The 24,538-nt window shown below is 58.1% G+C and carries 24 protein-coding genes; 12 read left to right on the top strand and 12 right to left on the bottom strand.

From position 1 onward, the window contains the following. Window positions 1-29: 29 nt before the first annotated feature. From ACR0KL_RS19615 to guaA, 7 genes are all read right to left on the bottom strand, one after another. On the bottom strand, window positions 30-983 hold the full coding sequence (locus ACR0KL_RS19615) for an alpha/beta fold hydrolase (protein ID WP_170677799.1): 954 nt from the start codon (window positions 981-983) through the stop codon (window positions 30-32). Beyond that, the gene (gene metA / locus ACR0KL_RS19610; RefSeq protein WP_170677801.1) at window positions 973-1,890 is read right to left on the bottom strand and encodes a homoserine O-acetyltransferase MetA; all 918 of its coding nucleotides are present in this window, start codon (window positions 1,888-1,890) and stop codon (window positions 973-975) included. Before metA ends, ACR0KL_RS19615 begins: the two co-directional genes overlap by 11 nt. A gap of 35 nt (window positions 1,891-1,925) precedes the next feature. Further along, entirely contained in the window at window positions 1,926-2,798 is an 873-nt protein-coding gene (locus ACR0KL_RS19605; RefSeq protein ID WP_480777411.1) for an ATPase, read from the bottom strand. Window positions 2,799-2,848: 50 nt separating this feature from the next. After that, on the bottom strand, window positions 2,849-3,745 hold the full coding sequence (locus ACR0KL_RS19600) for a DMT family transporter (protein WP_480777410.1): 897 nt from the start codon (window positions 3,743-3,745) through the stop codon (window positions 2,849-2,851). Window positions 3,746-3,850: 105 nt separating this feature from the next. Next, window positions 3,851-4,924 carry an OmpP1/FadL family transporter gene (locus ACR0KL_RS19595; protein ID WP_480554550.1) on the bottom strand — a complete coding sequence of 358 codons (1,074 nt, stop codon included), beginning with the start codon at window positions 4,922-4,924 and terminating at the stop codon, window positions 3,851-3,853. A gap of 220 nt (window positions 4,925-5,144) precedes the next feature. Then, window positions 5,145-6,050, bottom strand: coding sequence for a DMT family transporter (locus ACR0KL_RS19590; protein WP_480554548.1), 906 nt, complete (start codon window positions 6,048-6,050; stop codon window positions 5,145-5,147). 97 nt (window positions 6,051-6,147) lie between these two features. Then, window positions 6,148-7,707, bottom strand: a complete 1,560-nt coding sequence (gene guaA / locus ACR0KL_RS19585; RefSeq protein WP_480777409.1) for a glutamine-hydrolyzing GMP synthase — start codon at window positions 7,705-7,707, stop codon at window positions 6,148-6,150. 170 nt (window positions 7,708-7,877) lie between these two features. Between guaA and ACR0KL_RS19580 the strand changes: the two genes are divergently transcribed. Both ACR0KL_RS19580 and ACR0KL_RS19575 read left to right on the top strand, forming a co-directional pair. Beyond that, window positions 7,878-8,576 carry an MgtC/SapB family protein gene (locus ACR0KL_RS19580; RefSeq protein WP_170470543.1) on the top strand — a complete coding sequence of 233 codons (699 nt, stop codon included), beginning with the start codon at window positions 7,878-7,880 and terminating at the stop codon, window positions 8,574-8,576. Between the two features lie 135 nt (window positions 8,577-8,711). After that, entirely contained in the window at window positions 8,712-10,256 is a 1,545-nt protein-coding gene (locus ACR0KL_RS19575; protein ID WP_170677807.1) for a trimethylamine methyltransferase family protein, read from the top strand. Here the strand turns inward: ACR0KL_RS19575 and ACR0KL_RS19570 are convergent, their stop codons facing one another. Beyond that, window positions 10,257-10,556, bottom strand: a complete 300-nt coding sequence (locus ACR0KL_RS19570) for a DUF6477 family protein (protein ID WP_170677809.1) — start codon at window positions 10,554-10,556, stop codon at window positions 10,257-10,259. 241 nt (window positions 10,557-10,797) lie between these two features. Between ACR0KL_RS19570 and ACR0KL_RS19565 the strand changes: the two genes are divergently transcribed. Both ACR0KL_RS19565 and ACR0KL_RS19560 read left to right on the top strand, forming a co-directional pair. Continuing rightward, entirely contained in the window at window positions 10,798-11,880 is a 1,083-nt protein-coding gene (locus ACR0KL_RS19565) for a DUF6456 domain-containing protein (RefSeq protein WP_170677859.1), read from the top strand. Between the two features lie 47 nt (window positions 11,881-11,927). Further along, window positions 11,928-12,851 carry a LysR substrate-binding domain-containing protein gene (locus tag ACR0KL_RS19560; RefSeq protein WP_170526544.1) on the top strand — a complete coding sequence of 308 codons (924 nt, stop codon included), beginning with the start codon at window positions 11,928-11,930 and terminating at the stop codon, window positions 12,849-12,851. Between the two features lie 47 nt (window positions 12,852-12,898). Here the strand turns inward: ACR0KL_RS19560 and ACR0KL_RS19555 are convergent, their stop codons facing one another. After that, window positions 12,899-13,447 (bottom strand): peroxiredoxin, encoded by a 549-nt coding sequence (locus tag ACR0KL_RS19555; protein WP_170660320.1) that lies wholly within the window; start codon window positions 13,445-13,447, stop codon window positions 12,899-12,901. Between the two features lie 262 nt (window positions 13,448-13,709). Here ACR0KL_RS19555 and lipA point away from each other — a divergent pair, with 262 nt between their 5' ends. Both lipA and ACR0KL_RS19545 read left to right on the top strand, forming a co-directional pair. Beyond that, entirely contained in the window at window positions 13,710-14,660 is a 951-nt protein-coding gene (gene lipA, locus ACR0KL_RS19550; RefSeq protein WP_170551141.1) for a lipoyl synthase, read from the top strand. Beyond that, window positions 14,657-15,799, top strand: a complete 1,143-nt coding sequence (locus ACR0KL_RS19545; RefSeq protein WP_170677811.1) for an amidohydrolase — start codon at window positions 14,657-14,659, stop codon at window positions 15,797-15,799. Before lipA ends, ACR0KL_RS19545 begins: the two co-directional genes overlap by 4 nt. Before the next feature lie 8 nt (window positions 15,800-15,807). Here ACR0KL_RS19545 and hpt read toward each other — a convergent pair whose 3' ends face one another. Further along, window positions 15,808-16,344: a hypoxanthine phosphoribosyltransferase gene (hpt, locus tag ACR0KL_RS19540; protein ID WP_170376813.1), complete on the bottom strand. Its 537-nt coding sequence runs from the start codon at window positions 16,342-16,344 to the stop codon at window positions 15,808-15,810. A 73-nt stretch (window positions 16,345-16,417) separates the two neighbouring features. Here hpt and ACR0KL_RS19535 point away from each other — a divergent pair, with 73 nt between their 5' ends. Both ACR0KL_RS19535 and ACR0KL_RS19530 read left to right on the top strand, forming a co-directional pair. Continuing rightward, window positions 16,418-16,864 carry a type II toxin-antitoxin system RatA family toxin gene (locus ACR0KL_RS19535; RefSeq protein ID WP_170376815.1) on the top strand — a complete coding sequence of 149 codons (447 nt, stop codon included), beginning with the start codon at window positions 16,418-16,420 and terminating at the stop codon, window positions 16,862-16,864. Between the two features lie 38 nt (window positions 16,865-16,902). Continuing rightward, on the top strand, window positions 16,903-18,198 hold the full coding sequence (locus ACR0KL_RS19530; protein ID WP_170677813.1) for an MmgE/PrpD family protein: 1,296 nt from the start codon (window positions 16,903-16,905) through the stop codon (window positions 18,196-18,198). Here ACR0KL_RS19530 and pyrC read toward each other — a convergent pair. Beyond that, window positions 18,195-19,232, bottom strand: coding sequence for a dihydroorotase (gene pyrC, locus ACR0KL_RS19525; protein ID WP_170677815.1), 1,038 nt, complete (start codon window positions 19,230-19,232; stop codon window positions 18,195-18,197). The genes ACR0KL_RS19530 and pyrC overlap by 4 nt on opposite strands. Before the next feature lie 135 nt (window positions 19,233-19,367). Here pyrC and ACR0KL_RS19520 point away from each other — a divergent pair, with 135 nt between their 5' ends. Beyond that, the gene (locus tag ACR0KL_RS19520; RefSeq protein WP_480777408.1) at window positions 19,368-20,276 is read left to right on the top strand and encodes an AAA family ATPase; all 909 of its coding nucleotides are present in this window, start codon (window positions 19,368-19,370) and stop codon (window positions 20,274-20,276) included. Between the two features lie 58 nt (window positions 20,277-20,334). Then, window positions 20,335-21,594 (top strand): vWA domain-containing protein, encoded by a 1,260-nt coding sequence (locus ACR0KL_RS19515; RefSeq protein ID WP_480777407.1) that lies wholly within the window; start codon window positions 20,335-20,337, stop codon window positions 21,592-21,594. A 3-nt stretch (window positions 21,595-21,597) separates the two neighbouring features. Here the strand turns inward: ACR0KL_RS19515 and ACR0KL_RS19510 are convergent, their stop codons facing one another. Beyond that, a complete protein-coding gene (locus ACR0KL_RS19510) occupies window positions 21,598-22,098 on the bottom strand; it encodes a hypothetical protein (RefSeq protein ID WP_480539830.1) in 501 nt (166 codons plus the stop codon). Between the two features lie 225 nt (window positions 22,099-22,323). Here ACR0KL_RS19510 and ACR0KL_RS19505 point away from each other — a divergent pair, with 225 nt between their 5' ends. Continuing rightward, on the top strand, window positions 22,324-23,292 hold the full coding sequence (locus ACR0KL_RS19505) for an XdhC family protein (RefSeq protein ID WP_480777406.1): 969 nt from the start codon (window positions 22,324-22,326) through the stop codon (window positions 23,290-23,292). After that, the gene (locus ACR0KL_RS19500) at window positions 23,289-24,290 is read left to right on the top strand and encodes a molybdopterin-binding protein (protein WP_480777405.1); all 1,002 of its coding nucleotides are present in this window, start codon (window positions 23,289-23,291) and stop codon (window positions 24,288-24,290) included. Before ACR0KL_RS19505 ends, ACR0KL_RS19500 begins: the two co-directional genes overlap by 4 nt. Window positions 24,291-24,538: the final 248 nt, after the last annotated feature.

Raw genomic sequence — 24,538 nt, 5'->3', positions numbered from 1 at the left:
CCATATCTTACTATGGATTAGGTGCTGGCCTAACGCAAACCCGCCCGTTGTGCGGCGCGGTCTATGGCGGCGGCGACCTCATCGGCTGCGACGACCTGAGGCATATGGCCGATGCCCGGCAGCTCGATCAGCTCGGCACCGGGGATTTGTTCGATCAAGCGGGTTGAGTGCCAATCCAGCTTGACCGTCGTATCTGCCGTGCCGTGAATGATTTCGGTAGGCACAGAGATTTCACCGTATCGGGGCTGCAGACGCTCAATCTCTTCCAGCAGCCGGACCCGTTGTTTTGCGTTGGCATGCATTGAGGCGCGGCGCATCGTCAGGGCGGGGCCGAAATGCTCGGCATAGCCTTCGGGTGCAGTTTGCGGAGCAAACACTTTGTCGAGGGCCGTTTCGACATAAGACTCCGGCACATAAGAGGTGATGAGGGGCAGGGCAAGCGCGCTTCCTAGGTTGGTTGCTGCCAATCGGTTGAAATTGTCCAGCGGCGTCTCCCACGGGATCGCGGCCGGGGCGATCAGCACGAGGCCCGAGAGATTGTCAGGCCGGGTCACTGCCCAAGCAAGCGCCACTGACCCTCCTAGACTCTGTCCGGCGACGATGGGTTTCTCTGCGCCAAGTTGGGCAGCGGCGCGTTGCAGGATATCCGCCTGTTCCTGGATGGTTTCGCCTTGGGGATTGAAACTGTCCGAATAGCCAAGGCCGGGACGGTCAAACACGATCACGCGGTAGTCTTTGGCCAGAATAGGGGCCAAGGCGAACGTCATGTCGCGGGTATTTCCGCTGGAGCCGTGGATCAAGACCACATCAGGGCCATCCCCCATGACAACCGCATGCACGGCAATTCCATCCACGTCGAGTATCTGGCCTTCGGGTGGAAACGCCTCCGCAGCGCGGGCCTCGCTCTGGGCGGCGCGCCACAAGGTAAACGCTGAGAAGCCGATCAGGCCCAGCGTCAGGAGTATCCAGATCTTAGCTGCCAATTTCACTCATATCGAATGGTGTGGACTGATATATTTCATTGATCCAGTTACCATAGAGCAGATGCGCATGGCTGCGCCACCGGTTCTGCGGCGCTTTCGTCGGATCATCATCCGGATAGTAGTTCATCGGCACGTTGATCGGTGTGCCATTGGCGATGTCCCGATCATATTCCTGCTTCAACGTATCGCTGTCATATTCGAAATGGTTGAAGATATAGAGCGCACGATGCGCCGGATCTTCGACAAGGCAAGGACCTGCTTCATCGCTGCCCAGCAACGTGACGAGACCGTTCGCGGCGTCGATCTCAGCCTGTTTCATCTCGGTCCAGCGACTGACGGGAATAACGCAATCATCCGAGAATCCTCGCAAAAATGGAGAGGATGGGAGTAGGTTCCGATGCCGGAAACAGCCAAAGGCCTTGGCGTCCAGCATGTGTTTTTTCACGCCGTGGAAATGGTTGATCATCGCCATACCACCCCAGCACACCCCGAACGTGGAATGGACGTTGGTCTGGGTCCACTCAAACACCTCGCGGAGTTCTTCCCAATAGGTGACATCAACGAATTCCAGATGCTCGATCGGCGCACCGGTGATGATCAGGCCGTCAAACTTCTGGTCCTTCACGTCCTTGAACGGCTTATAGAACTCGGCCATATGCGCAGCGGCGGTGTTCTTGGTCCGATGCTCGGTCATGCGGATCAGAGACAGGTCAATCTGCAGCGGAGTGGCCCCGATCAGACGTGCGAACTGGTTCTCGGTCTGGATCTTCTTGGGCATCAGATTCAGCAGTCCGATCCGCAGGGGGCGAATGTCTTGCCGCATTGCCTGATCCGCAGCCATGACCATGACGCCTTCCTGGGTCAGGACGTCAAAGGCGGGCAGTTCGGATGGGATTTTGATCGGCATCGGGTCAGACTTTTGAGTAGGTTAGGAGGAGGTAGTTAGGCGCGATCGCGCCTGGTCTCAAGGGTGCGTTCGATCAACTCATCGAAATCAGCCGCATCACGCACCTTTCCGATATCCTTGGCCGATATTGTAACGCCCCAGTTTTTCGCCATCGCCTCGTACCGGGGCTGACGATGGGCAAGCGCCTGAGCGTAGGTCCACCGGATGAACGCGTCGGGGTCTACGTCAGACTCGGAGCAGCCGTGTTGATCCAGATATTCGGCCCAGACGCGGGTCAGGAATTCAGCCTGATAGGACATCGGCTTGGGGGCCTTGTCAAAGCGTCGGACCAACTCGGCCGTGTGGTCTTCGTCACCCTTCAGCCAGATCATCAGCGCCTGTTTTGACAACTCGGACATCAGTTGATCCGCTGGATCATCCGGGTCGACCCACTCGCAAATCGACCCGCCGGTGTCGCAGATGAAATGCGGATATCCATAAAGACGCTCTGCCCGATCCACGAAATATTCGGTGTCCAGAAGGGCGTGAATTTCGGCAAGTCGGAATTGCTCCTGTCGGCGGCGGTACTCGGACATCTCCAATCCGCCAAGCGCCGGATTACCGGGTTTGCCAAGATAGGATGCGACAGGGGTCAGGTTCTCGAACGAGATGTTCGAGCCGATATATATCGAATCCGACAGCAGAAGTTCCCTCAGGAATGGGACTTTCATCGCCTCAGCCTTGGCGTTATCGGCGATGTATTCGCCCATGTAGCGGGTGCCGATCCGGTAGTCGACCGAGTAGTGAAACCAGCCACCGCTGTCCCGCAGGATGTTGGATACATAGGTCTTGCCCAGCCCCGACATGCCGAAAAACAGCACCTTCTTGCGTGCAGCCCCACGCCAATCTCTTGCCGAGCTGTAGATCATCTTGCGCTGTCCCTTGTTTTTGCCTTTGCTAAATCGGGCAGGCGGCGGCGTCAATCGCGTGGGACGGCTCGGTTGAGGATCAATAGTCCCGCGGCCAGCACGGCAAAGCCGACATAGGCGCGTGGATCCAGTGCCTCGTCTCGCAGCAAGGCGCCCAAAACGATCGCGACAGGTGGGATGATGAGGGTCACGAGCAACAGATTGCCACTGCCCGCCATCGCAAGGACCCGGTAGTAGAGAAGATAAGCACCCGCCGTCGCAATCAGGGAATAATACGCGATTGCCGCCCATGTGACCGCAGGCAGGCTGAAGCTTGGGATGCCGTCTGTCATGAGGGCAATCGGGATCATGAAAAGGGTCGAGCCGGTCAGCATCCCTGCAGCCGCGACAATCGGGGGGAGGGAGCTTAGATGTTTGCGAGCCCAAACGCCGGCAAATGCGTAGGATATAGTGCCCGCGAGGATGGCAAGTTGAGCTGTGTTTTGCAGGCTGAAGCTGGTGAGGTTGCTGATACCAATTGCGATTGAGACACCGAAAAAGCCCAGTCCTGCGCCGAGAAGGCGCGGTGATGTCAACCTCTCGTCGGAAAAGAAGAGGGCAGCAATGAGAACGCCAAAGATAGCCGTTGCCGCGTTCAAAATCGCCGTGAGGCCGGTGTCAATGTACAACTGCCCCCACGCCATCAGCGAGAACGGAATCACGTTGTTGAGCAGTCCCATGACCAGAAAACCAAACCACAGGCGTGATGAGGTCGGAACATTCAGGCCCTTGAGCCAAACGACCAACCACAAGGCCAACATGGCCCAGAATGTCCGATGCAGCACCGAGGTCATCACTGGTATCGTGTCCAGCGCAATCCGAATTGAAACGAAAGATGCGCCCCAGATGGCACCCAGCAGCGAAAGCTCAGCCCATGCGCGGGGGGATAGGTGTTTTTGTTGTTCCATGAACAGGTTGTGGCAGCTTTGAGTTCATGCGGCGACCCGAAAGATGCGGAAACAAAAAGACCCCACCGAAACGGCGGGGTCTGATTGGTTTTTGTGTGGGGGTGATTAGTCCAGTGCGTAGGTGATCTGGAAACCGACACTCCAAGCGCTGTTGCCAGAGAAGTCAGCTGTTTGACCAAACCCACCGTCAGCCGTTGCGTCACCAATATCGGTGTAGCGAACGCCCGCCGAGATTTTGGCTTTTTCCAGAGAGTAGGTGCCGCCAAGACCGATGCTCCAGAAACCGTCTGTGGGACCCAGGTTGGTCACCGGTTCTCCTTCGTCGGTTTCATAGCCTAACGTCACAGCGCCTGAAAACTCTTCAGAGAACTGGTATCCCAAACCTAGAGTGTAAGTGTAGGTGGCATTGCCATAGCTAACCAGTGCAGTGGTCGGCGGATAGTTTGGCGGATCATACTCCAATTGCGGCCAATCAACCCACCTGATCGAGCCGAATAGCAGTGTTTTGGGTGCTACGCCGGTTTGGAAATCCAGATTGATCGACTGTGGCGTTTCGACCTCAGAATCCGTATCAAAGGTCGCTACTGTTCCAGGTGGAATACCAGCGCCCGGAATTGGATTTACCGACTCTGTTTGAGACAAATCGTGGCTGATCTTGGAGTTGTAGGTAAGCGCAACCCTCGCTGCAATTTCCGGTTTTTCCCAAGCGACGCCTACGACATACCCAAAGGCCACGTCTGCATCAGTACTAACTTCGTAGCCTGCGGCGGCCGGGACCGTGACGCTGGCGCTCACTCGCTGGGCCCTGACCCCGCCGATCGCACTAAAGCCGCCATCAAACTTGTAGCGAAGCAAAGCCGTAATTGCTTCGGTATCCGCTTTCGCTTCTAGTACGCCTGTTCGTCCACCCGGGATTGGGTTGATAGAAAGAGGATAGTTGGGGCCATACGCGATATCGGCACCGAAGGGCTCGTCATACATAATCGCAAAGTCGAGCTTCTCGGTTAGAGAAGTTTTGTAGCCGAGATGTGGCGTGAAGAAGTCGTTTGCTACGTTTCCAGAGTCGATAACCTGCCCCTGCGTTGGGCTGCCGGGGTTCGCATCAAGTAGTGAGCCGCTCACCCTAGGCTTCGTATATCCCAACCGGAACTGCACTACCGATCCTTCTTCGAAAATCAAGTTTATGCCCTGACCGCTTCGGTCCAGGCCGCCAGCGTGGCCAGCCGTTGTCCCCACGCAAAGCGCGCACGCTGATAGTAGCGCCTTTCTCATGTATTCCTCCCTTACTGTCCCTTGAAGGCCTGTATGGCATCGTGTGAGTGTACGGATGCCGACCCGCTCGATTTGAATGCCCGATACTGTCTCGGTGTCTATTTTATCGTCAACTAGTGACCGTGCGTTACTTCTTATGAGTGTCGGCACGAACTGTTGCTAAACTGTTACGATTTTCGGACCAAACATTCAGAAAGATACCTGAAAAGATCACGGCTGCTCCGAGCAGCGTCCAGTGATCCAGTGGTTCATGATAAAGAAGCATACCGACAACCGCGATTGTCGGCAGGCGGGCAAAGTCGAACGGCACCACCACGGTCGCCGGGGCGATTGCAAGCGCGTTTGTGATACAGAAATGCGCCAAAAGACCGGCCAGACCAACCAGCAACAAAAAGGGTGCAGTCTGCAGCGTTGGCAATGCGATTTGCTGGTCTATCCCTGCCGCAATCGTGCCCAGAACCGCCTGCATCACAGTCAGCCAAAACACGATACATCCGATACTTGCATGGCGGGTGAGTTGTTTCGTCGTGATTGTTGTAAACGCGAAGAAAATCGCGCTTCCAGCAGCCATGAGAATGCCCGGAGAAAGGCTTGAGGTTCCGGGTCTTGTCACCATCAGGACGCCAGCAAACGCGATCAGTGCCGATGTCATGCGGATCGCGGTCAGGCGCTCTTTCAAAAGAAGCGGAGAAAGCAGGATAACCCAGATCGGTTGGGTGAATTCAAGCGCGAAAACCTGCGCCAGAGGGGCCACTCCGACGGCGTAGAACCAAAGGTTTTGGCCGGTGAAATGGAACGTGTTGCGAAGGGCGTGCAAACCAAGACGCTCGGTTGTGACCTGATGCCATTTGCGGGTCGCCGTCAGTACTAGCGCTACGATGAGCACGCCGACAAAACTGCGATACATCATGATCTCGAAAGTATCGTGATGCAGGCTCAGTTCTCGACCAGCGACGGCCATTGAGGAGAACGAGGCAATGGCGCCGGTCATCCACAGAGCGGCCTTACCAAACTGCGTTTTGTCGCCCTGCACGCTGCGCCTCTTAACGATTGGTTTAGATGTCTGACTTTAAATCACTTTTCTCAGTGTCGGAGAAACAAAAAAGCCGGGTCAGAACCCGGCTTTTTTCTCATTCCCACTCAATCGTTCCCGGAGGTTTCGAGGTGATGTCATAGGTGCATCGGTTGATGCCCTTGACCTCATTTATGATCCGAGTGGCGGTTTCGCCCAGGAATTCGTGGCTGAAAGGGTAATAGTCGGCCGTCATGCCATCAACTGACGTCACGGCACGCAGCGCGCAGGCGTAGTCATATGTGCGGCCATCGCCCATGACGCCGACGGTGCGGACGGGAAGAATCGCTACAAAGGCCTGCCAGATTTCATCATAGAGCCCGTGTTTGCGAATCTGGTCGATGTAGACTGCATCGGCTTCCCGCAGGATTTCCAGCTTCTCTCGGGTAATCTCTCCGGGGCAGCGAATAGCCAGACCCGGTCCGGGGAATGGGTGGCGGCCGATGAAGCTGTCCGGTAGACCTAGCTCGCGACCCAGCGCGCGGACCTCATCTTTGAACAGCTCACGCAGGGGTTCGACCAGCTTCAGACCCATCTTCTCGGGCAGGCCACCAACATTGTGGTGCGACTTGATCGTGACCGAAGGGCCTCCGCTGAACGAGACGGACTCGATGACGTCAGGGTAGAGCGTGCCTTGGGCCAGGAACTCGGCGCCGTCGATTGTGTCGGCGTGTTTCTGGAACACGTCGATGAACAGCTTGCCGATGATCTTGCGCTTGGTCTCGGGGTCGCTTTGACCGTCCAACTCGCCCAGGAACAGATCGCTTTCATCCGCATGGATCAGCTGAATGTTGTAGTTGTCGCGGAACATGCCGACGACTTCCTGCGCCTCGTTCTTGCGAAGCAGCCCGTGGTCAACAAAGACGCAGGTGAGTTGATCACCGATCGCTTCGTGGATCAGGATCGCGGCCACCGAGCTGTCGACGCCGCCGGACAAGCCACAGATGACTTTCTTGTCGCCGACCTGCTCGCGAATCTTCTCGATCATCTGTTCGCGATAGGCACCCATCGTCCAGTCGCCGCTGAACCCGGCGAGCTTCACAAAATTTTTGTATAGTTTCGCGCCCTTGGGCGTGTGATGCACCTCGGGGTGGAACTGCACAGCGTAGAAATGGCGCTTGCTGTCTGCCGTGATGGCAAACGGCGCGTTGGCGGAGGTGCCGTAAACCTCAAACCCGGGAGCGATTTCGCTGACATGGTCGCCGTGGCTCATCCAGACTTGTTCATCACCATCCGCGAACCAGTCTTTCAGGATATCCAGCTGACCTTTCGGAGTGACAAAGGCGCGGCCAAACTCGGCAGTGCCATGGCCGCTTTCGACCTTGCCGCCCAGTTGGTGCATCATCACCTGCTGGCCATAACAGATGCCCAGGATCGGAACGCCATAGTCGAAAATCTCTTGCGGCGCGCGCGGAGAGCCCTCACGCGTGACACTGTCCGGCCCACCCGAAAAGATCACCGCCTTGGGCGCCATTTCGCGCACAAATTCCATGGTGACGTTCTGGTAGGGATGGATTTCGCAATAGACATTCAGCTCGCGCAGACGGCGTGCAATCAGCTGCGTTACCTGGCTGCCGAAGTCGATGATCAGAAGGCGGTCGTGGGATGTATCACTCATGTGCGGGCCATAGGCCAAGCGTGACGAATTCGCAAGAGAAAGGTCTTTGCTGAAGGGCGGATACCCGCATTTCAGGGAAACTGCGTTTCGGCTATTGTAAAAGTTTTGTAACAAAAATATGACGATTTTTCCGTCTGCGTCATGCGGACACCCGAATAGGAGAGATGCGTTTGCCCATAGCTGTTGAACTTGCCGCTTTGAATCTGGCTTTGGCCATGTTCTGCGGGGCGTTGATCGGGTCCGAGCGTCAGGTGCGCCAACGTATGGCAGGTTTGCGCACAAATGCGCTGGTGGCCCTAAGCGCCGCGGCTTTTGTGGTGTTCTCGGCGCTCTACCCAGATGAGGTGAGTCCGACACGCGTGGCCGCGCAGGTCGTATCGGGGATCGGGTTTCTTGGTGCTGGCATCATCTTTCGGCACGGGTTCACCATTCACGGCTTGAACACGGCGGCGACCTTGTGGTGTTCAGCGGCTGTTGGGATGATGGCTGGCAGTGGTGCCTGGATCTTTGCGATCATGATGACGGGTTTTGTCATTTTTGTGAATCTGGGGCTGCGGCCTTTGGTGAAATGGTTGAAAAAAACGACACGTGCCGGGGTTCCCTTGACGCAAGAGTTCCGCATCCTCGTGCAGTGCGCGGCAGATGCGCAGGCAGAGGTCCGTGCCGCGGCGCTGCAGGCTTTGGCGCAAAACGGGGTGCGCATTGTCGGGTTTCAAAAGGGAGATGCAGACGACAAAGGTTTGCAAACACTGGAAATTCTCGTTTCCACCGAAGATCATCCCGAAAACGTGCAACACAAAATCGCAGCGCCACTTATTCTTGAACCGGGGATTCTGAGTGTTGAGTGGGAAGACGCGAACGAGACCTGAAACCGTTATTTTAAAGGGTCACGTCGCGGCGTAATGTCGCTTTTATGTGCCAATAGCCGTTATCTTCCAATAGTAGCGAGTGTTGGCGGGCTAGATAGAACCCCAATCAACACATCCAAAGTATGGTGAGGAAAAATGGCTGAAGCATCAGCACGTCGTCGAGGTCGCGGTGGTGGCGGAGCCGCCCGCCGGGCAGAACGCACTGCGGTTCGGATCGACACCGCAAAGTACATTGAGCGGAACATTCCGAACTTTGAGGTCCTCAACGAAGAAGCGTTGGAGATCATCGAGCACAACGCCGAAACGATTCTGGAAGAGGTTGGCGTCAACTTTGTCGACAATCCCGCCGCGCTGGAGCGTTGGCGCAATGCGGGTGCGGATGTTGATGGCGAACGCGTGCGCATCCCGCGTGGTCTGGCGCGCCAGCTGATCAAAACGGCCCCGAGCCAGTTCACTCAGCACGCCCGCAACCACGAGAAATCGGTTGTGATCGGCGGCCGCAACATGGTTCTGGCGCCTGTCTACGGCCCTCCGTTCGTGCGTGATGCGCAGGGTGGTCGTCGCTATGCGACCATGGATGATTTCAACAAGTTTGTGAAACTGGCCTACATGTCCAAGTGGCTGCACCACTCGGGTGGTACCGTTTGCGAACCGACCGATATTCCGGTGAACAAACGCCACCTCGATATGCTGATGGCGCACATGACACTGTCGGACAAACCCTTCATGGGTTCCGTGACCGACCCTAGCCGCGCACAGGATTCGGTTGAGATGTGCGAGATTCTGTTTGGCAAGGAATTCGTTCAGAACAACACCGTGATGACCTCGCTGACCAACATCAACTCGCCGATGACCTTTGACGATGTGATGATGGGGTCGCTAGAGGTTTACGCGAAGAACAATCAGGCTTGCATCGTCTCGCCTTTCATCGTCGGTGGTGCGATGGCGCCGGTGTCGGTTGCAGGGACGCTGACGCAGGTTCTGGCCGAGGTGCTGGCAGGTATCGCTTATAGCCAGATCATCCGTCCGGGAGCACCCGTGATCTTTGGTGCGTTCGTGACTTCGATTGACATGAACTCGGGCGCGCCGACCTTTGGTACACCCGAGGCCGCGCATATCACCTATGGTGCAGGTCAGCTGGCCCGCCGCCTCAACTTGCCCTACCGCTCTGCGGGGTCGTTCTGTGGCTCGAAACTGCCTGATGCGCAGGCGGCATATGAGACCGCGAACTCTCTGAACATGGGTTTGATGTCGGGCGTGAACTTCATGCTGCACTCGTGCGGCTGGCTCGAAGGCGGTCTGGTTGCAGACTTTGAGAAGTTCGTGATGGATGCCGATCAACTTGGTGTTCTGCACGGTCTGGCCAAAGGTGTCGCCTATGACGAGAACGCACAGGCGATGGGTGCGATCCGCGAAGTGGGACCGGGCGGTCACTATCTTGGCTGCGAGCACACGCAGGCCAACTTCAAGGAAGCCTTCTGGAAAACCGAGGTGCTGGACTACAAACCGTTCGAGACCTGGCAGGATGAAGGTTCACGCGATACGCGTCAGCTGGCCTCGGCCCGGGTCGAGCATCTGCTGGCCAACTACCAGCAGCCGCAGATGGACCCGGCCACCAAAGAGGCGCTGGAGGCTTATATCGCAGACAAGAAAGCCTCGATGCCGGACGCATTTACCTGATCACTCGAACTGTGTGGCGCGGCTGGCTTGGTACAGCTGCGCCTCACCCAAAAGCGCAATCAGAAGATCAAGATGCCTGACCAGAGAATAGGCGGCGTCCTCTTCTTTTCGAAGCGTATCTTGCTCTCTCTCCATATCCATAAGCCGCATCAGAGCGGCCCCGTTCCCCGGCAGTCGACCATAGCCAAGGATGCGCTGAAGATGCCGATCACGGTTGTAATCCTGCGCCCCGAATTTTGCAGCGCGCGCCAATAGACGAGGGCGGCGCAGGGTCGTGATCATGGTCATCAGGTCTCGCATTTCAGGTGCCTCTTGTTCGGAAAATTGACGCCCTGTTTGTCACACAACCTAAGCGGGTGTTGCGCCCTTACGGGTCGCCCCGAACGTTGGTTTCACGACTGTTTATCTTTTTGAATCAAATCTGGTTGCTGCGCTCCGGGGTTAACGAACGAGTAACGAAACCACCTCTAGTTAGATTTGGTTAACTTTAATTTCGGGGGGCAAAAGTGGCAGTCTGTTTTGTCGACGAGGGCAAATGAATATGGAAAACAACGTGGCATTCACTATTCCGGCATGGGTTCCCGAGGGGGCACAGCGTTACCTTGCGCACACGGAAACCGGTCAGTCGATCCGGGATATCGCAAGATCGGCCGGGTGCCATGCCTCGACCATTCTCAGACAAATCCGACGGGTCGAAATGCGCCGCGATGATCCTTTGGTCGATGCGGCGCTGCAATCGCTGGCCGAGACGCATTTCTCGGTCTCTGATCGGACGCGCCGCTTTGACGCAGGCGGACAGGACAACCAGGAAGACGACTCATTCGAGGGCGAAGCGCTGCGTGTGCTGAGACGCCTATGTGAGACGGGATCGGTTTTGGCGGTGGCCGAGGATATGGAGAAGGCCGTGGTCGTGCGTGACACCGGTGAGGCCGGAACCACTAGGACGGCCGTTGTTGACTGCAAGATCGCACAGGCGCTTGCCTTGCAGGACTGGATTTCCTGTGACAATCCGGGCCGTATTTCCCGATACCGGATCTCAACATCGGGGCGCGCGGCGCTCAACCGTTTGGTGGCCAAGGTGGAAAACAAGGCTCGGTCGCGAAATGAGTTCAGCATGGCCGAAGCACAGGCAGCGTTCCAACCGAAGTCAAACGGAGACGCCCCTGAACGCGCCCAACGCATGCGTTATAGTGCTGCGGAAAGCCCGTTGATCGCCTTGGCGCGGCGGCGGGACCGGGACGGTAAACCCTTTCTCGATGAAACGCTGGTCCGTGCCGGGGAGCGTTTGCGCGAAGACTTTGAACTGGCGCAGATCGGCCCGCAGGTTGCGCAGAACTGGGATCGCTTTCTGACTGGGGGCGGGCGCGGCAATTTCGACAGTGAATCTCACGGTGGGCGAGGGGCGTCGGACGCGAAAGACCGTGTGGCGCGCGCGTTGTCGGACCTTGGTCCGGGGCTAAGTGACGTCGCGCTGCGCTGTTGTTGTTATCTTGAGGGGCTGGAGCTGGCCGAAAAGCGCATGGGCTGGTCGGCGCGTTCGGGCAAGATCGTTCTGCGCATCGCGTTGCAGCGCCTGAAACGACACTATGAAGATCTCTCTGGCCAAGATCGCATGATCGGCTAGAGATAACTCTCTCTTGTGGTTTTGGCCCTTGGTGATAATCAAGGGCTATGAATTTTACGCTGAAACAGTTGCAGTACTTTCAAGCCGTGGCCGAGCAGCGCAATTTTGGCCGCGCTGCGCAGGTCTGCAATGTGTCGCAACCTGCGCTGTCCGTTCAGATCAAATCGCTTGAGGAAACGCTGGGTGGTGTACTGTTCGAGCGTCAGGCGCGGGACATCCTGCTGACGCCACTGGGGCGAGACGTTCTGGAACATGCGCGTCAGGTGCTGGGGGCAGCTGTGCGGCTGGACCAGTTCGCGCGGGATCATTCTGGCGGCCATCGGTCGTTGTCGATCGGGATCATCCCGACAATTGCGCCGTATCTTCTGCCCGGCGTTCTGGGTGGTCTACGCGCCGCAGATGTTTCGCTGCGCGTGCAGATCCGCGAGGCGAGGACCGAACGGTTGCTGTCTTTGCTCCGCGAAGGCGAGATCGACGCTGCGGTTCTGGCCCTGCCAGCCGGTGGCTCGGAATTCCGCGAAACGCCGTTGTTCCAGGATCACTTCCTGCTGGCAGGCAGCGCAGCGCGGCTGCAACGTGTGAACACCAGCCCCGAGATGCTGCGCCCTCTGGATTTGCAATCAGCACAATTGATGCTGTTGGAGGATGGCCATTGCTTGACGGATCAAGCGCTTGAGGTCTGCGGTCAGGATCGGGGTAGTGGACAGATCAACATGGGGGCCTCTTCGCTTGCGACGCTTTCCCGATTGGTTGCTGAGGGGTTCGGCCTGACCCTGATGCCCGAATTGGCCGCAAAATCGGAATCAGAAGCTGTTCCGGGCATGAAGCTATTGCGTTTCGGCGCCCCGCAACCGGCGCGCACGGTGGGGCTTGTTCGGCGTGCATCAACAACAGACGACGGATGGGTGGATCGTTTGGCCCAGGTAATCCGGGATGTGGGGGAACAGATCGTTTCGGCCACGCGGATATGAAAAGGCCCGCTAGAAGCGGGCCTGTATTCAGCTCTTAAGTTCCAGATTTACGCCAGCGCGGGTTCGGCGGCTGCTTCCAAATGCTGGATCAGAGTCTCTGGCGAGGACACGCCATACGGGTCTTCGGGGCAGTTATCCATCAGACCGGGCTCTTCGAACCATGCTTCGACGACGCCGTCATTGATGATGGCAGCATAGCGCCACGAGCGCATGCCAAAACCAAGGTTGTCCTTGTCGACCAGCATCCCCATCTTGCGGGTGAACTCACCCGAACCATCAGGGATGACCTTGACGTTCTGCAGGCCTTGATCCTGCGCCCATTTGTTCATGACAAAGCTGTCATTGACGGACATGCAGTAGATCTCGTCGATACCCTTGGCGGTGAAATCGGCGTAACCGTTTTCAAATCCGGGCAGCTGGTAGGTCGAACATGTGGGGGTGAAAGCGCCGGGCAGCGAGAACAGGATCACTCGTTTGCCAGCGAAATAATCGGCGGTTGTCTTGTCTTCCCAGCGGAACGGGTTGGGGCCTTCGACGGCCTCGTCGCGGACGCGCGTATGGAAGGTCACATCGGGCAGTTTTGCGCCGGTCTTCATGTTCAAGTTCCTGTGATTCAGTTGTGACTTTCTGGCGATTTAAATCAGTTCTAAATTGCATGCAATCCATGAAATGCTGTATCTGCAAGAAAGGTTTGATTGGCTTATCCATTGATTTTACGTGCGAAAAATATAGTTTAAGTTTGAACTAATTTGACGCTCGCGAGATATGTGCATAGCGGCTATGCGTCGCTGGTGTAACAGGCGCGAGTGTTTTATGTTATGGGTACACAAAGTTGACCCAAAGTTAGGAAAACTGCCCGTGCGCGATCTGAAAATCCCAGAACAACGTCACCCCGAAAAGGCGCATCGCCCGGACAATGCCCAGCCTAAGAAGCCGAAATGGATCAGGGTCAAGGCGCCAGGCGGCAAGGGCTATGCCGAGACGCATAAGATCATGCGTGAAAACAATCTGGTGACGGTTTGCGAAGAGGCCGGATGCCCCAATGTGGGTGAGTGCTGGAGCCAGGGTCACGCCACCATGATGATCATGGGCGAGATCTGTACCCGCGGGTGTACCTTCTGCAACATCGCCACGGGACGTCCGGACTCGCTGGACGCGTTTGAGCCGGGTCGTGTGGCGCATGCGGTGCAAAAATTGGGTCTGAACCACGTCGTGATCACCTCGGTTGACCGGGACGATTTGAAAGATGGGGGAGCAGATCATTTCGCACAGACCATTCGCGCCGTCCGCCACCGCTCGCCCAAGACCACGATCGAGATTCTGACGCCCGATTTCCTGAAATGTGAGCCCGAAGTGCTTGAGACCGTGGTCGAGGCCAAGCCGGATGTGTTCAACCACAACCTCGAAACCGTACCGGGCCTCTATCCCGAGGTGCGCCCCGGCGCGCGGTATTTCCATTCGCTGCGCCTGTTGCAGCGAGTGAAGGAACTGGACCCGTCGATCTTCACCAAATCCGGCATCATGGTCGGTCTGGGTGAGGACAAGCAGCAAGTCGGTCAGGTCATGGATGACATGCGCGCTGCGGACATAGATTTCCTGACCATTGGTCAGTATCTGCAACCGACGCCTAAGCATCACGCTGTGGACCGTTTCGTGACGCCTGAAGAGTTCGCCTCCTATGAAAAAGCCGCGTATGGCAAGGGTTTCCTGATGGTCTCTGCCACTCCGCTGACGCGTTCGTCCTACCACGCGGGGGATGATTTCGCGCGCTTGCGTGCGGCACGGCAGGCGAAGCTGGGGCAAGCGTGACGCCTGATAGATTGGCGCAGCTGACAGCGCTTCGCCATAGTTTGCATCAACATCCCGAACTTTCTGGGCAAGAGCGTGAAACTGCCGCGCGCATAGCTGATGAGCTGCGTCGCGCAGGGGCGGATACCGTGCTGACCGACCTCGGCGGGCACGGAGTTGCGGCGGTCTTCGACAGCGGTACAACCGGTCCCACCGTCGCCATTCGGTGTGAGCTGGATGGGTTGCCGATCAAGGAACTCTCGGAGCAGCCGTATGTCTCGACGGTGCCGGGTAAAGGGCATCTGTGCGGGCATGACGGCCATATGTCGATGGTTCTCGGTGTGGCGCTTGCGTTGCAGGAACAGCGCCCGACGCGCGGACGGGTGGTTCTGATTTTCCAACCCGCTGAAGAAACCGGGCAGGGGGCCAAGGCGTTCCGAGACGATCCTGCATTCGCTAAGCTTGCGCCGGATTACGTGTTTTCTCTTCATAACTTGCCGGGGCTGAAACTGGGCGAGGTTGAGCTGTGTCAGGGGCCAACCAACTGCGCTTCTCGCGGTATGCGGATTGCATTAACCGGAAAGACCTCGCATGCCGCCGCGCCGCAGGACGGGGTTTCTCCGGCGGGCGCGTTGTCCGCATTGATCCCAGAACTCACACGGCTTGGCACGGCAGGCGCCCTGAACGCTGACTACGCGCTGACCACGATCACGCATGCCAGCCTCGGAGCGCAGACCTTTGGCGTCGCTCCCGGTCAAGCTGAGCTGTGGGTGACATTGCGTACCGTGTCAGACGACCGGATGGCAAAGCTCATTGCCGATTCTGAGGCTTTGGTTCAGCAGGTCGCCAAGTCCGAGAACTTGAGTGCCGAGATCACCTATGAGGATGTCTTCGAGGCCTGCACCAACAATTCCGAGGCGGTGACTATTTTGGCCGAGGCCTGTGCGGATCAATCTGTTGCGTGCAAGCTGAGCGACGAGCCGCAAAGGTTCTCGGAAGATTTTGGCCAGTTCGGCAAAGGCGCAAAATCGGCGATGTTTTGGTTGGGAGCAGGGCGAGATCACCCCCAGTTGCACAATCCCGACTATGATTTCCCGGACGCGCTGATCCCAATTGGTACGGGCGTCTTTTTAGCGGCGATCCGGCAGGTGCTGGGCTGAGGTCGCGTTCAGGTAAACCGAACCTTGCCGATGAACGGCAAGTTGCGATTGCGCTGCGCGTAGTCGATTCCGTAGCCCACCACGAACTCATCAGGGATTTCGAACCCGATCCAATCTGAACGAAAATCAACCTCACGCCGGCTGGGTTTGTCCAGCAGGGCAATGGACTTCAGTCGTTTCGGCTTACGACTGCGTAGCAGGTTGGTAACGTGGTTCAGCGTATGGCCCGTGTCAACGATGTCTTCGACCACCAGCACATCGCGACCCTCAATCGCGCCGCGCAAGTCCTTGAGAATTCGCACTTCTCTGCTGCTCTCCATCGCGTCTCCGTAAGAGGAGGCCTCAAGGAAATCCACCTCGATCGGCAGGTCCAACTCACGGACCAGATCAGCGATGAACACGAAAGAGCCACGCAGCAGGCCGACGACGACTAGCTTGTCGGTATTGCCGAATTCTTCGGTAATTTCGCGGCAAAGCTCTTCGATTCTGGCTGCAATTGCCTTGGCCGAGATCATCTCATCTATCACATAAGCGCGGTCAGTCATCACAGCCCCCTTGATCTTTGGCGCGCAACATACGACATGACGCGCCATTGTCACCTTCTAATGCCGGATTGCCATGCCTATCCACTCGGAAACGCGTCACCTGCCTTACACGGCCCAGCAGATGTATGATCTGGTTGCTGACGTGGCGAGCTATCCCAAGTTCCTGCCTTGGTGTGCCGCCGCGCGTATCCGCAAGACCTATGCGGCTGGCGAGGCCGAGGTGATGGAGGCGGATTTGGTGATCTCGTTCAAGGTGTTTCGCGAAAGGTTTGGCAGTCGGGTGACCTTGTTTGCCGGTCAAAAGAAGATAGACACCGAATATCTGGACGGCCCGTTCAAATACATGAAATCGGACTGGCAGTTTGAAGACGCCCCTGAAGGTGGGTGCAACGTTTCGTTCCATGTAGATTTCGAGTTCAAGAACGCCATCCTGCAAGGGATCATTGGTGTTGTCTTCAACGAGGCCATGCAGCGCATCGTGCGCGCGTTCGAGGCGCGTGCCGCCGAGCTTTACAGCTAAGGCTTTACCAACGACCGACGCGCGCTAGACTGCGCGCTATGTCTGGACTTACCTCAACGCTCGCGAGTTTTGCCGCTGGCCCCGTCAACACAACCGCGCGGGCGCGGGCTGTTACGTCTCTGTCCGTTCTCGACTGGATCGCCGTGGGTCGTGCCGGTGTACCCGAGCCCGTGTCAGTCGCCGTTCGGGACATGGTGCAGGAGGAGGGCGGCGTAGCACAGGCCCATCTGTTCGGCGGCGGGGCAGCACCTCTACGTGCGGCGGCACTGGTCAATGGAACGGTGTCCCACGCGCTGGACTATGACGACACCCATTTCGCCCATATCGGCCATCCGTCGGTTGCTATACTACCAGCGGCCTTGGCGGTTTCGGAATGGGATGACCGTATCCTCGTTGATCTGTTGGAAGCGGCCCTGATCGGGATGGAGGTTTCGATCCGTATCGGCCTCTGGCTCGGTCGAGACCACTATCAGGCCGGGTTTCACCAAACGGCGACTGCGGGGGCCTTTGGGGCGGCGGTTGCGTCGGGTCGGGTTCTTGGGTTTGATGCCAACCAGATTCAGGAAGTTCTTGGCCTTACGGCCACGCGCGCGGCCGGTCTGAAAGCTCAATTCGGCACCATGGGCAAACCCTACAACGCAGGATTGGGCGCATCGGCCGGGATCGAGGCCGCGTTGCTGATTAAACGGGGCTTTGAGCCCAATGCGAGTGCGCTAGAGGGCCAGTACGGATTTGGCGCCACCCATCAGGGCGCAGCGGATGCGTCGGCGGCGCTGGACGGGTTAGGAGAGGAATGGCTGTTCGAATCGGTCAGCCACAAGTTCCACGCCTGCTGCCACGGTTTACACGCCGCGCTTGAGGCTGCTCTGCGTCTGGATATTGCCGAACCCGAAGTGGCTGAAATCAAGGTCAAAACCCATCCGCGTTGGATGAGCGTGTGCAACCAGATGTCTCCGACCACGGGGTTGGGGGCGAAGTTTTCCTATCGCACGGTGATCGCTATGCAGGCGCTTGGCTACGACACCGCTTTGCCAAGCAGTTACACCGAAAAGGTCTGCGCCGATCCTCGAATTCGCTCTTTGCGAGACCGTATCACGGTCGAGGCGGATGAGACCCTGACCGAGACCCAGGCCCATCTGAAGCTGCTGCGGCGCGACGGCGTGCGACGCGAGGTTACCCATGATCTGATGGCTCCGATGTCTCTGGCGGATCGGGAAGACCGTGTCCGGGCCAAAGCGTCGAAACTGATTGGAGGGGACGAGGCGGACGCGATCTGGTCGATGCTGCGCACCGGAGGTCGCGCCCGCGATCTGGCTGCAAAACTGGCGGGTTAAACCACGCGCCAGTGCAACGGGAAGCCAGGGTCGAATACGGTGACAGGGCCATCGCCGCTTTCGATCTTCGACGGGTATTCGACCGGGTCTCCCTTGGTCAACGTGATTGAGCTTTCGTTCACCGGCAAGCCATAGAAGGCCGGACCATTCAACGACACAAACCCTTCCAGCTTGTCCAAGGCACCTTCGCGGTCGAACATCTCGGCCACCAAGGACATGGTGTTGGTTGCCGTGAAACAGCCCGCACAGCCACAAGCCATTTCCTTGTTGTCATCCGTATGCGGTGCGCTGTCCGTGCCCAGGAAATAGCGCGGATCGCCCGAGGTCGCGGCCTTCAGCAGCTCCAGCCGGTGTTCTTCACGTTTGGCGACGGGCAGGCAGTAGTAGTGAGGTTTGATCCCGCCCACCAGAATGTGGTTGCGGTTAATGATCAGGTGGTGCGCCGTGATCGTCGCTCCTAGATCGGCCTCGTTGGCGGCAACATACTGAACCCCGTCGCGGGTCGTAATATGCTCCATCACAACGCGCAGGCCCGGCGTGGCCTTGCGGATTGGATCCAGAACGCGGTCGATGAACACAGCCTCACGATCGAAAATGTCGATCTCGGAATCGGTGACCTCGCCATGAACACAAAGGGGCAGGCCGATCTCGGCCATCCTCTCCAGCACCGGACGCACATTGTCGAAATTCCGAACACCCGAATGCGAATTGGTCGTTGCACCTGCCGGGTATAGCTTGACCGCCTTGACCAACCCGCTTGCATGTGCAGCGGCGAGGTCTTCTGGATCCGTATCTTCGGTCAGATACAGAGTCATAAGCGGCTCGAACGTCATCCCTTCGGGCAGCGCAGCCATGATACGTTCGCGATAGGCGGCGGCGTGCGCGCCGGTCACCACCGGAGGCACCAGATTGGGCATGATGATCGCACGGCCAAAATGGCGGGCGGTTTCGGGCAGGACGGCCTGCAACATCGCGCCATCGCGCAGGTGCAGATGCCAATCGTCGGGGCGGCGGATCGTGATGCTATCGGTCATGCGCCCCCGCTAGCACAGAGGCCGCCGCCGGAAAAGCCCTTGTCAACTCGTTCGAACGTCGTAGCTCAGAAATGGGTGATGGCCTTGACGCACAGGCGCGGCCATGACCTTTTGTGGCAAGGGAGAATTCAGCACATGACACAGTCAGATTCCATAGACGCGGTTCAAACCATGCTAAGCGCACAGGGCTATGTTTGCGGCCGTGCACTGGCAACGGTCGTCTTCCTGTCGCTCAAACTCGGCCGGCCGCTGTTTCTGGAAGGCGAGGCCGGTGTCGGTAAGACCGAGATCGCCAAGGCGCTGGCCGCCGGGCTTGGTCGCCGGCTGATCCGCCTGCAATGCTACGAAGGGCTGGACGCGTCCTCTGCCCTCTATGAATGGAACTTTCCTGCGCAAATGGTCGCCATCCGAACCGCCGAAGCTGCGGGCGGCGCAGACCGTTCTGCCCTGCAGACCGAGCTGTTCTCGGATGACTACCTCGTCGAACGCCCTTTGCTACAAGCCATGAGGCCCGATGAAAACGGCGCGCCGGTGCTGCTGATCGACGAGCTTGACCGCACGGATGAACCATTCGAGGCCTTTCTGCTGGAGGCGCTCAGTGATTTTCAGGTCACAATCCCGGAACTCGGCACCGTAAAAGCTCCCGAACCGCCAGTGGTGATTGTCACCTCCAACCGCACGCGTGAGGTACATGACGCCCTCAAACGCCGCTGCCTTTACCACTGGGTCGACTACCCGGATTTCGATCGGGAGATTGAAATCCTGAACGCCCGCGCGCCCGAAGCGGCCCAATCGCTTAGTCGCGAGGTCGTGGCCTTCGTGCAGCGCCTGCGCACCGAAGACCTGTTCAAGAAACCCGGCGTGGCCGAAACCATAGACTGGGCCAAATGCCTGCTTGCGCTGGACGTGATCAACCTCAGCCCCGAAGTGATCGGAGATACCCTCGGTGCGATCCTGAAATACCAGGACGATATCCAGAAACTGCAAGGGTCCGAGGCCAAACGCATTCTTGACGAAGCCAAGGCCGATTTAGAACCGGCCTGATGTTTCTTCTGTTTGAAAATACCTCGGGGGTATGGGGGCAGAGCCCCCATGAACGCTGATGGCCGAACAGATCCCGCTCGACATTCCCGAAAACCCGAAGCTGGCGCAGAACATCACACATTTCGCCCGCGCCCTTCGAAAAGCCGGGCTGCCGATCGGCACCGGTCGTGTGGTGGATGCCATTCGGGCCGTTGAGGCCGCAGGCTTCACCGAAAAGCAGGATTTTTACTGGACCCTGCACGCCTGTTTCGTGAACCGCCCCGAACATCGCACCGTCTTCGCGCAGGTCTTTCGCCTCTATTGGCGCGACCCAAGGTATCTAGAACACATGATGTCCATGATGCTGCCCGCCATTCGTGGGGTGCAGGAAGAACGCAAAGCCGACGCAGGTGAAAAACGCGCGGCTGAGGCCTTGCTTGACGGGGTTGAACGCGATCAGCCTGAAACCTCCGAGGAGCAGCTGGGCGAGACCGAGCTTGAGATTGACGCTTCGCAAACCGCCTCGGCCGAGGAACGTCTGCGCAGTCTGGATTTTGAACAGATGAGTACTGATGAGATAGCGCAGGCCAAGCGCCTCCTGTCGCGCCTCAGCCTGCCGGTGAAACCAATCGAAAGCCGCCGCAGCCAGGCCAGCCATATCGGCCACCGGATCGACCGGGCGAGAACCCTGCGCGCCGCCATGCGTCAGGGCGGAGAGCTGCACGATATCGCGAAACAAAAACCCCGGCCGCGCTGGCCCAATCTGGTCGTGCTCTGCGATATCTCCGGTTCGATGAGCCAGTATAGCCGCCTGATCCTGCATTTTCTGCACACGGTTTCGAACGCCAAGGGGGCTGGCTGGGCCAAGGTCTATGCCTTCACCTTCGGCACCCAACTGACCAATATCACCCGTCACCTGCACCAGCGCGATGTAGATGCCGCCCTAGCTGCCGCCGGGGCCGAGGCGCAGGATTGGGAAGGGGGCACGCGGATCGGAGACTGCTTGCACGCCTTCAACCGGGACTGGTCGCGGCGCGTCATGGGGCAGGGTGCGGTGGTTCTGCTGATCTCGGACGGGCTGGATCGCGGCGCGTCCGAGGCCCTGGCGAAAGAGACTGAGCGTCTGCATCTTTCGGCCCGGCGTTTGATCTGGCTGAACCCGCTACTGCGTTGGGATGGGTTCGCCCCCAAAGCGCAGGGTGTGGCGGCGATGCTGCCCCATGTCGACAGCTTCCGCGCGGGCCATTCGATTGCGTCTCTGGAAGACCTCGCCACTGTCATTTCTGCTCAGGACGATGTCGGAGAGAAAGCGCGGCTCATGTCCGCGCTTTCCGGCTAGGGTTTAGCCCAGCTGCTTTTCGTTGCATTCACGCGCCATTTCCATGGCCTTGTAAGTTCCAGTCAGATCAACGGTGAACGCAAATTCCTTTTCGGGGAAGACGATCATGACCTGTTTCTTGGCCAAATCATCCGCAAATTGTGGGTCGTCGGACAGGACATAACCGCCGGAATAACCCTTGGTGATATTGCCCTTCATGCCAGTGGCCTCACCCACATAAAGGTTATCACCCAGCAGGATTGCCACGGCTTCTTTCTCACCGCGTTTGATATTGGTTTCCGCCTTGGTGAAAACACCAACGTAACCCACACCGCGATCCTCGGTCAGGCCCATCTGAACAACGTTTTCCGCGTCATCCACGGCCTCAATCAGACAGGATTTCTTTTCGTTGTCGATGAAGACTTTCCAGCCTTCAACCTCACCGTAGCGTTCGAATGTATCAGCCCATACAGCGGTCGAGGCCAACAGGCCGAGCGCCGTTCCCAGTGTAAGAATGCGTTTCAACTCTTCGTCTCCGTTGAGAAATTTATTGAGAGCGCCCAATCCAAATTCAGGCGCGGTTTCAACTTAAGACGTGGGGTATTCGCAATCAATCCTTTGAGAGTGTGAATATCAAATCGGCCTTTTACTGCCCACATAGTCGCGAATTGTCTGCCGTCTCCGACTAACGTTCGCTTTTCATTGGCCCAAGGCTGCCTATGTTGGTTTGCAACAAGCCAGGAGGATTCGATGGATCGATTCGACAGCAGCCCGGAACGCGCTTTGGAATGGCACCGTAGCAGCCGCGGTGCCGCGCTGGCCACTGTTGTCGAAACCTGGGGCAGCGCACCGCGTCGTGTGGGGTCTCAACTGGTGATCGGCAGGGACGGGCGGATCGAAGGGTCCGTCTCGGGCGGTTGCGTCGAAGGCGCTGTTATCGTCGAAGCCATTGAAGCCATTGATGAGGGCGAGGCGCGCCTGCTTGAATTCGGTGTCAGCGACGAAGATGCGTTTGCCGTCGGTCTGGCCTGTGGTGGCACCATCCGGGTTTTAGTCGAGCCGGTCGGTTCTGTCCTGCCTGAGCCGATGCTGGCCGAGTTGGTAGCCGCCCGTGCGCGCCGCGAACCGCTTGCTTATGAAGTGAATACAGACAGCGGACACAGGGCCTTGCGCCGGAATGCTTATGCGGATCGGTTGCGTATGGATCGGTCTGGGTTCGAGGAAGACGGCAAGACCTTCGTCGCCGTTCACAACCCGCCGTTGCGGTTGATCATCGTCGGTGCGGTTCACATCGCGCAGGCCTTGGTGCCGATGGCGCGGATTGCGGGCTACGACCCGGCCGTCATCGACCCGCGTGAGGCATTTGCCTCAGACAGCCGCTTCCCCGGAGAGACCTTGTTGACCGATTGGCCGGATGAAGCAGTCGCCAAGCTGGGTCTGGATCAGCGCACGGCCATTGTCCTGTTGACCCACGATCCAAAGCTGGATGATCCGGCCCTGCAGGCCGCGTTGGATGCGGATGTGTTCTACATTGGCGCCCTTGGGTCGACCCGCACCCATGCCAAACGGGTTGAGAGGATGACCGAGGCGGGGTTTAGCCAAACTCAGATCGCGCGCATTCATGGTCCGATCGGTCTTGATATCGGTGCGGCAGGTCCATCCGAGATTGCCGTGGCCATTCTGGCTCAGATGACCGCCGTTCTGCGAGGTAAGGCATGAAATTCGGCCCTGTGCCCGTGACCGAAGCCGCCGGAGCCATGCTCGCGCATTCCGTCAAAGTCTCGGACCAAAAGCTGCGCAAAGGGCTCATGCTAACTGCCGAGCATGTCTCGCAATTGTCCAGCGCTGGGTTTGACGAGGTCATCGTCGCCCGTCTGGAACCCGGCGACTGTCATGAGGACGAGGCCGCCGAATTGCTGGCCCGAGCTCTGGTCCCCGATCCCACGGACGCCAACCTGCGCTTGACCGAGGCGTTTACCGGCCGTGTGAACCTTCTGGCTGAGGGACCTGGCGTGGTGGTGCTGGATGTGGCCGCGCTCGAGCAATTCAACCGCATCAATCCAATGATCACCGTCGCAACGGTCCCGCAGCATCAACAGATGACAGCGGGCGGTATGGTCGCGACAATCAAGGTGATCTCATACGCCGTTCCCAAAGCCGATGTCCAACGCGCGGCCGCCTTGGCGCAGGCCTCGGTCCGCCTAGTCGCGCCGGTCTATCGCAGCGCGGGTTTGATCGTGACGGACATCGCCGGAGGACCGCCCAATGAAAAGGGCATCGCAGCCATGCGCGGGCGTGTCGAAGCTCTTGGCATGGACCTGTGCGATGTGCAGATCGTCCCGCATAAAACCGATCAACTTGCATCGGCCATTGATCGTTCCGAAGGCGATGTGCTGATGATCCTGACGGCCTCGGCCACGTCGGATGTGAACGACGTGGCCCCGTCCGCCGTGCGCGCCGCAGGCGGGGATGTTGATCGGTTCGGCATGCCGGTGGATCCGGGCAATTTGCTGTTTCTGGGGGCGTTGGACACAAGACCTGTGATCGGCCTGCCGGGATGCGCGCGCTCTCCGGCTTTGAACGGGGCTGATTGGGTTTTGTCGCGGGTCGCCTGCGGGGTTGAGACCACTGGTGCTGATATTGCTGCGATGGGTGTGGGTGGTCTGCTCAAGGAAATCCCGACCCGGCCGCAACCTCGCGCGCAACGGAAGAAGTAGGTCAGAGGCCTACAGGCGGCGCCGATGAGTTTATGGCATCGGTCTTTTGAGTCCCTCTGGTGTCAAAAAGCGACAAATTCCTGTTCTCAAGCCAGACCTCCCGTGTTTAACTCGCCCCAAGCGAATGAGCTAAAGAAGGGGAGGTCTTATGCCAAATATATCGCTGACTGTGAATGGCATGTCTGTGAGCGGTGAAGTTGAGGGTCGGACGTTATTGTCTGGTTTTTTGCGGGATCATTTGTCTTTGA

The organism is Ruegeria sp. C8 (assembly GCF_056537565.1).
The sequence above is the reverse complement of the archived record's forward strand: the minus strand, read 5'-3'. Positions and strand labels throughout refer to the sequence as shown.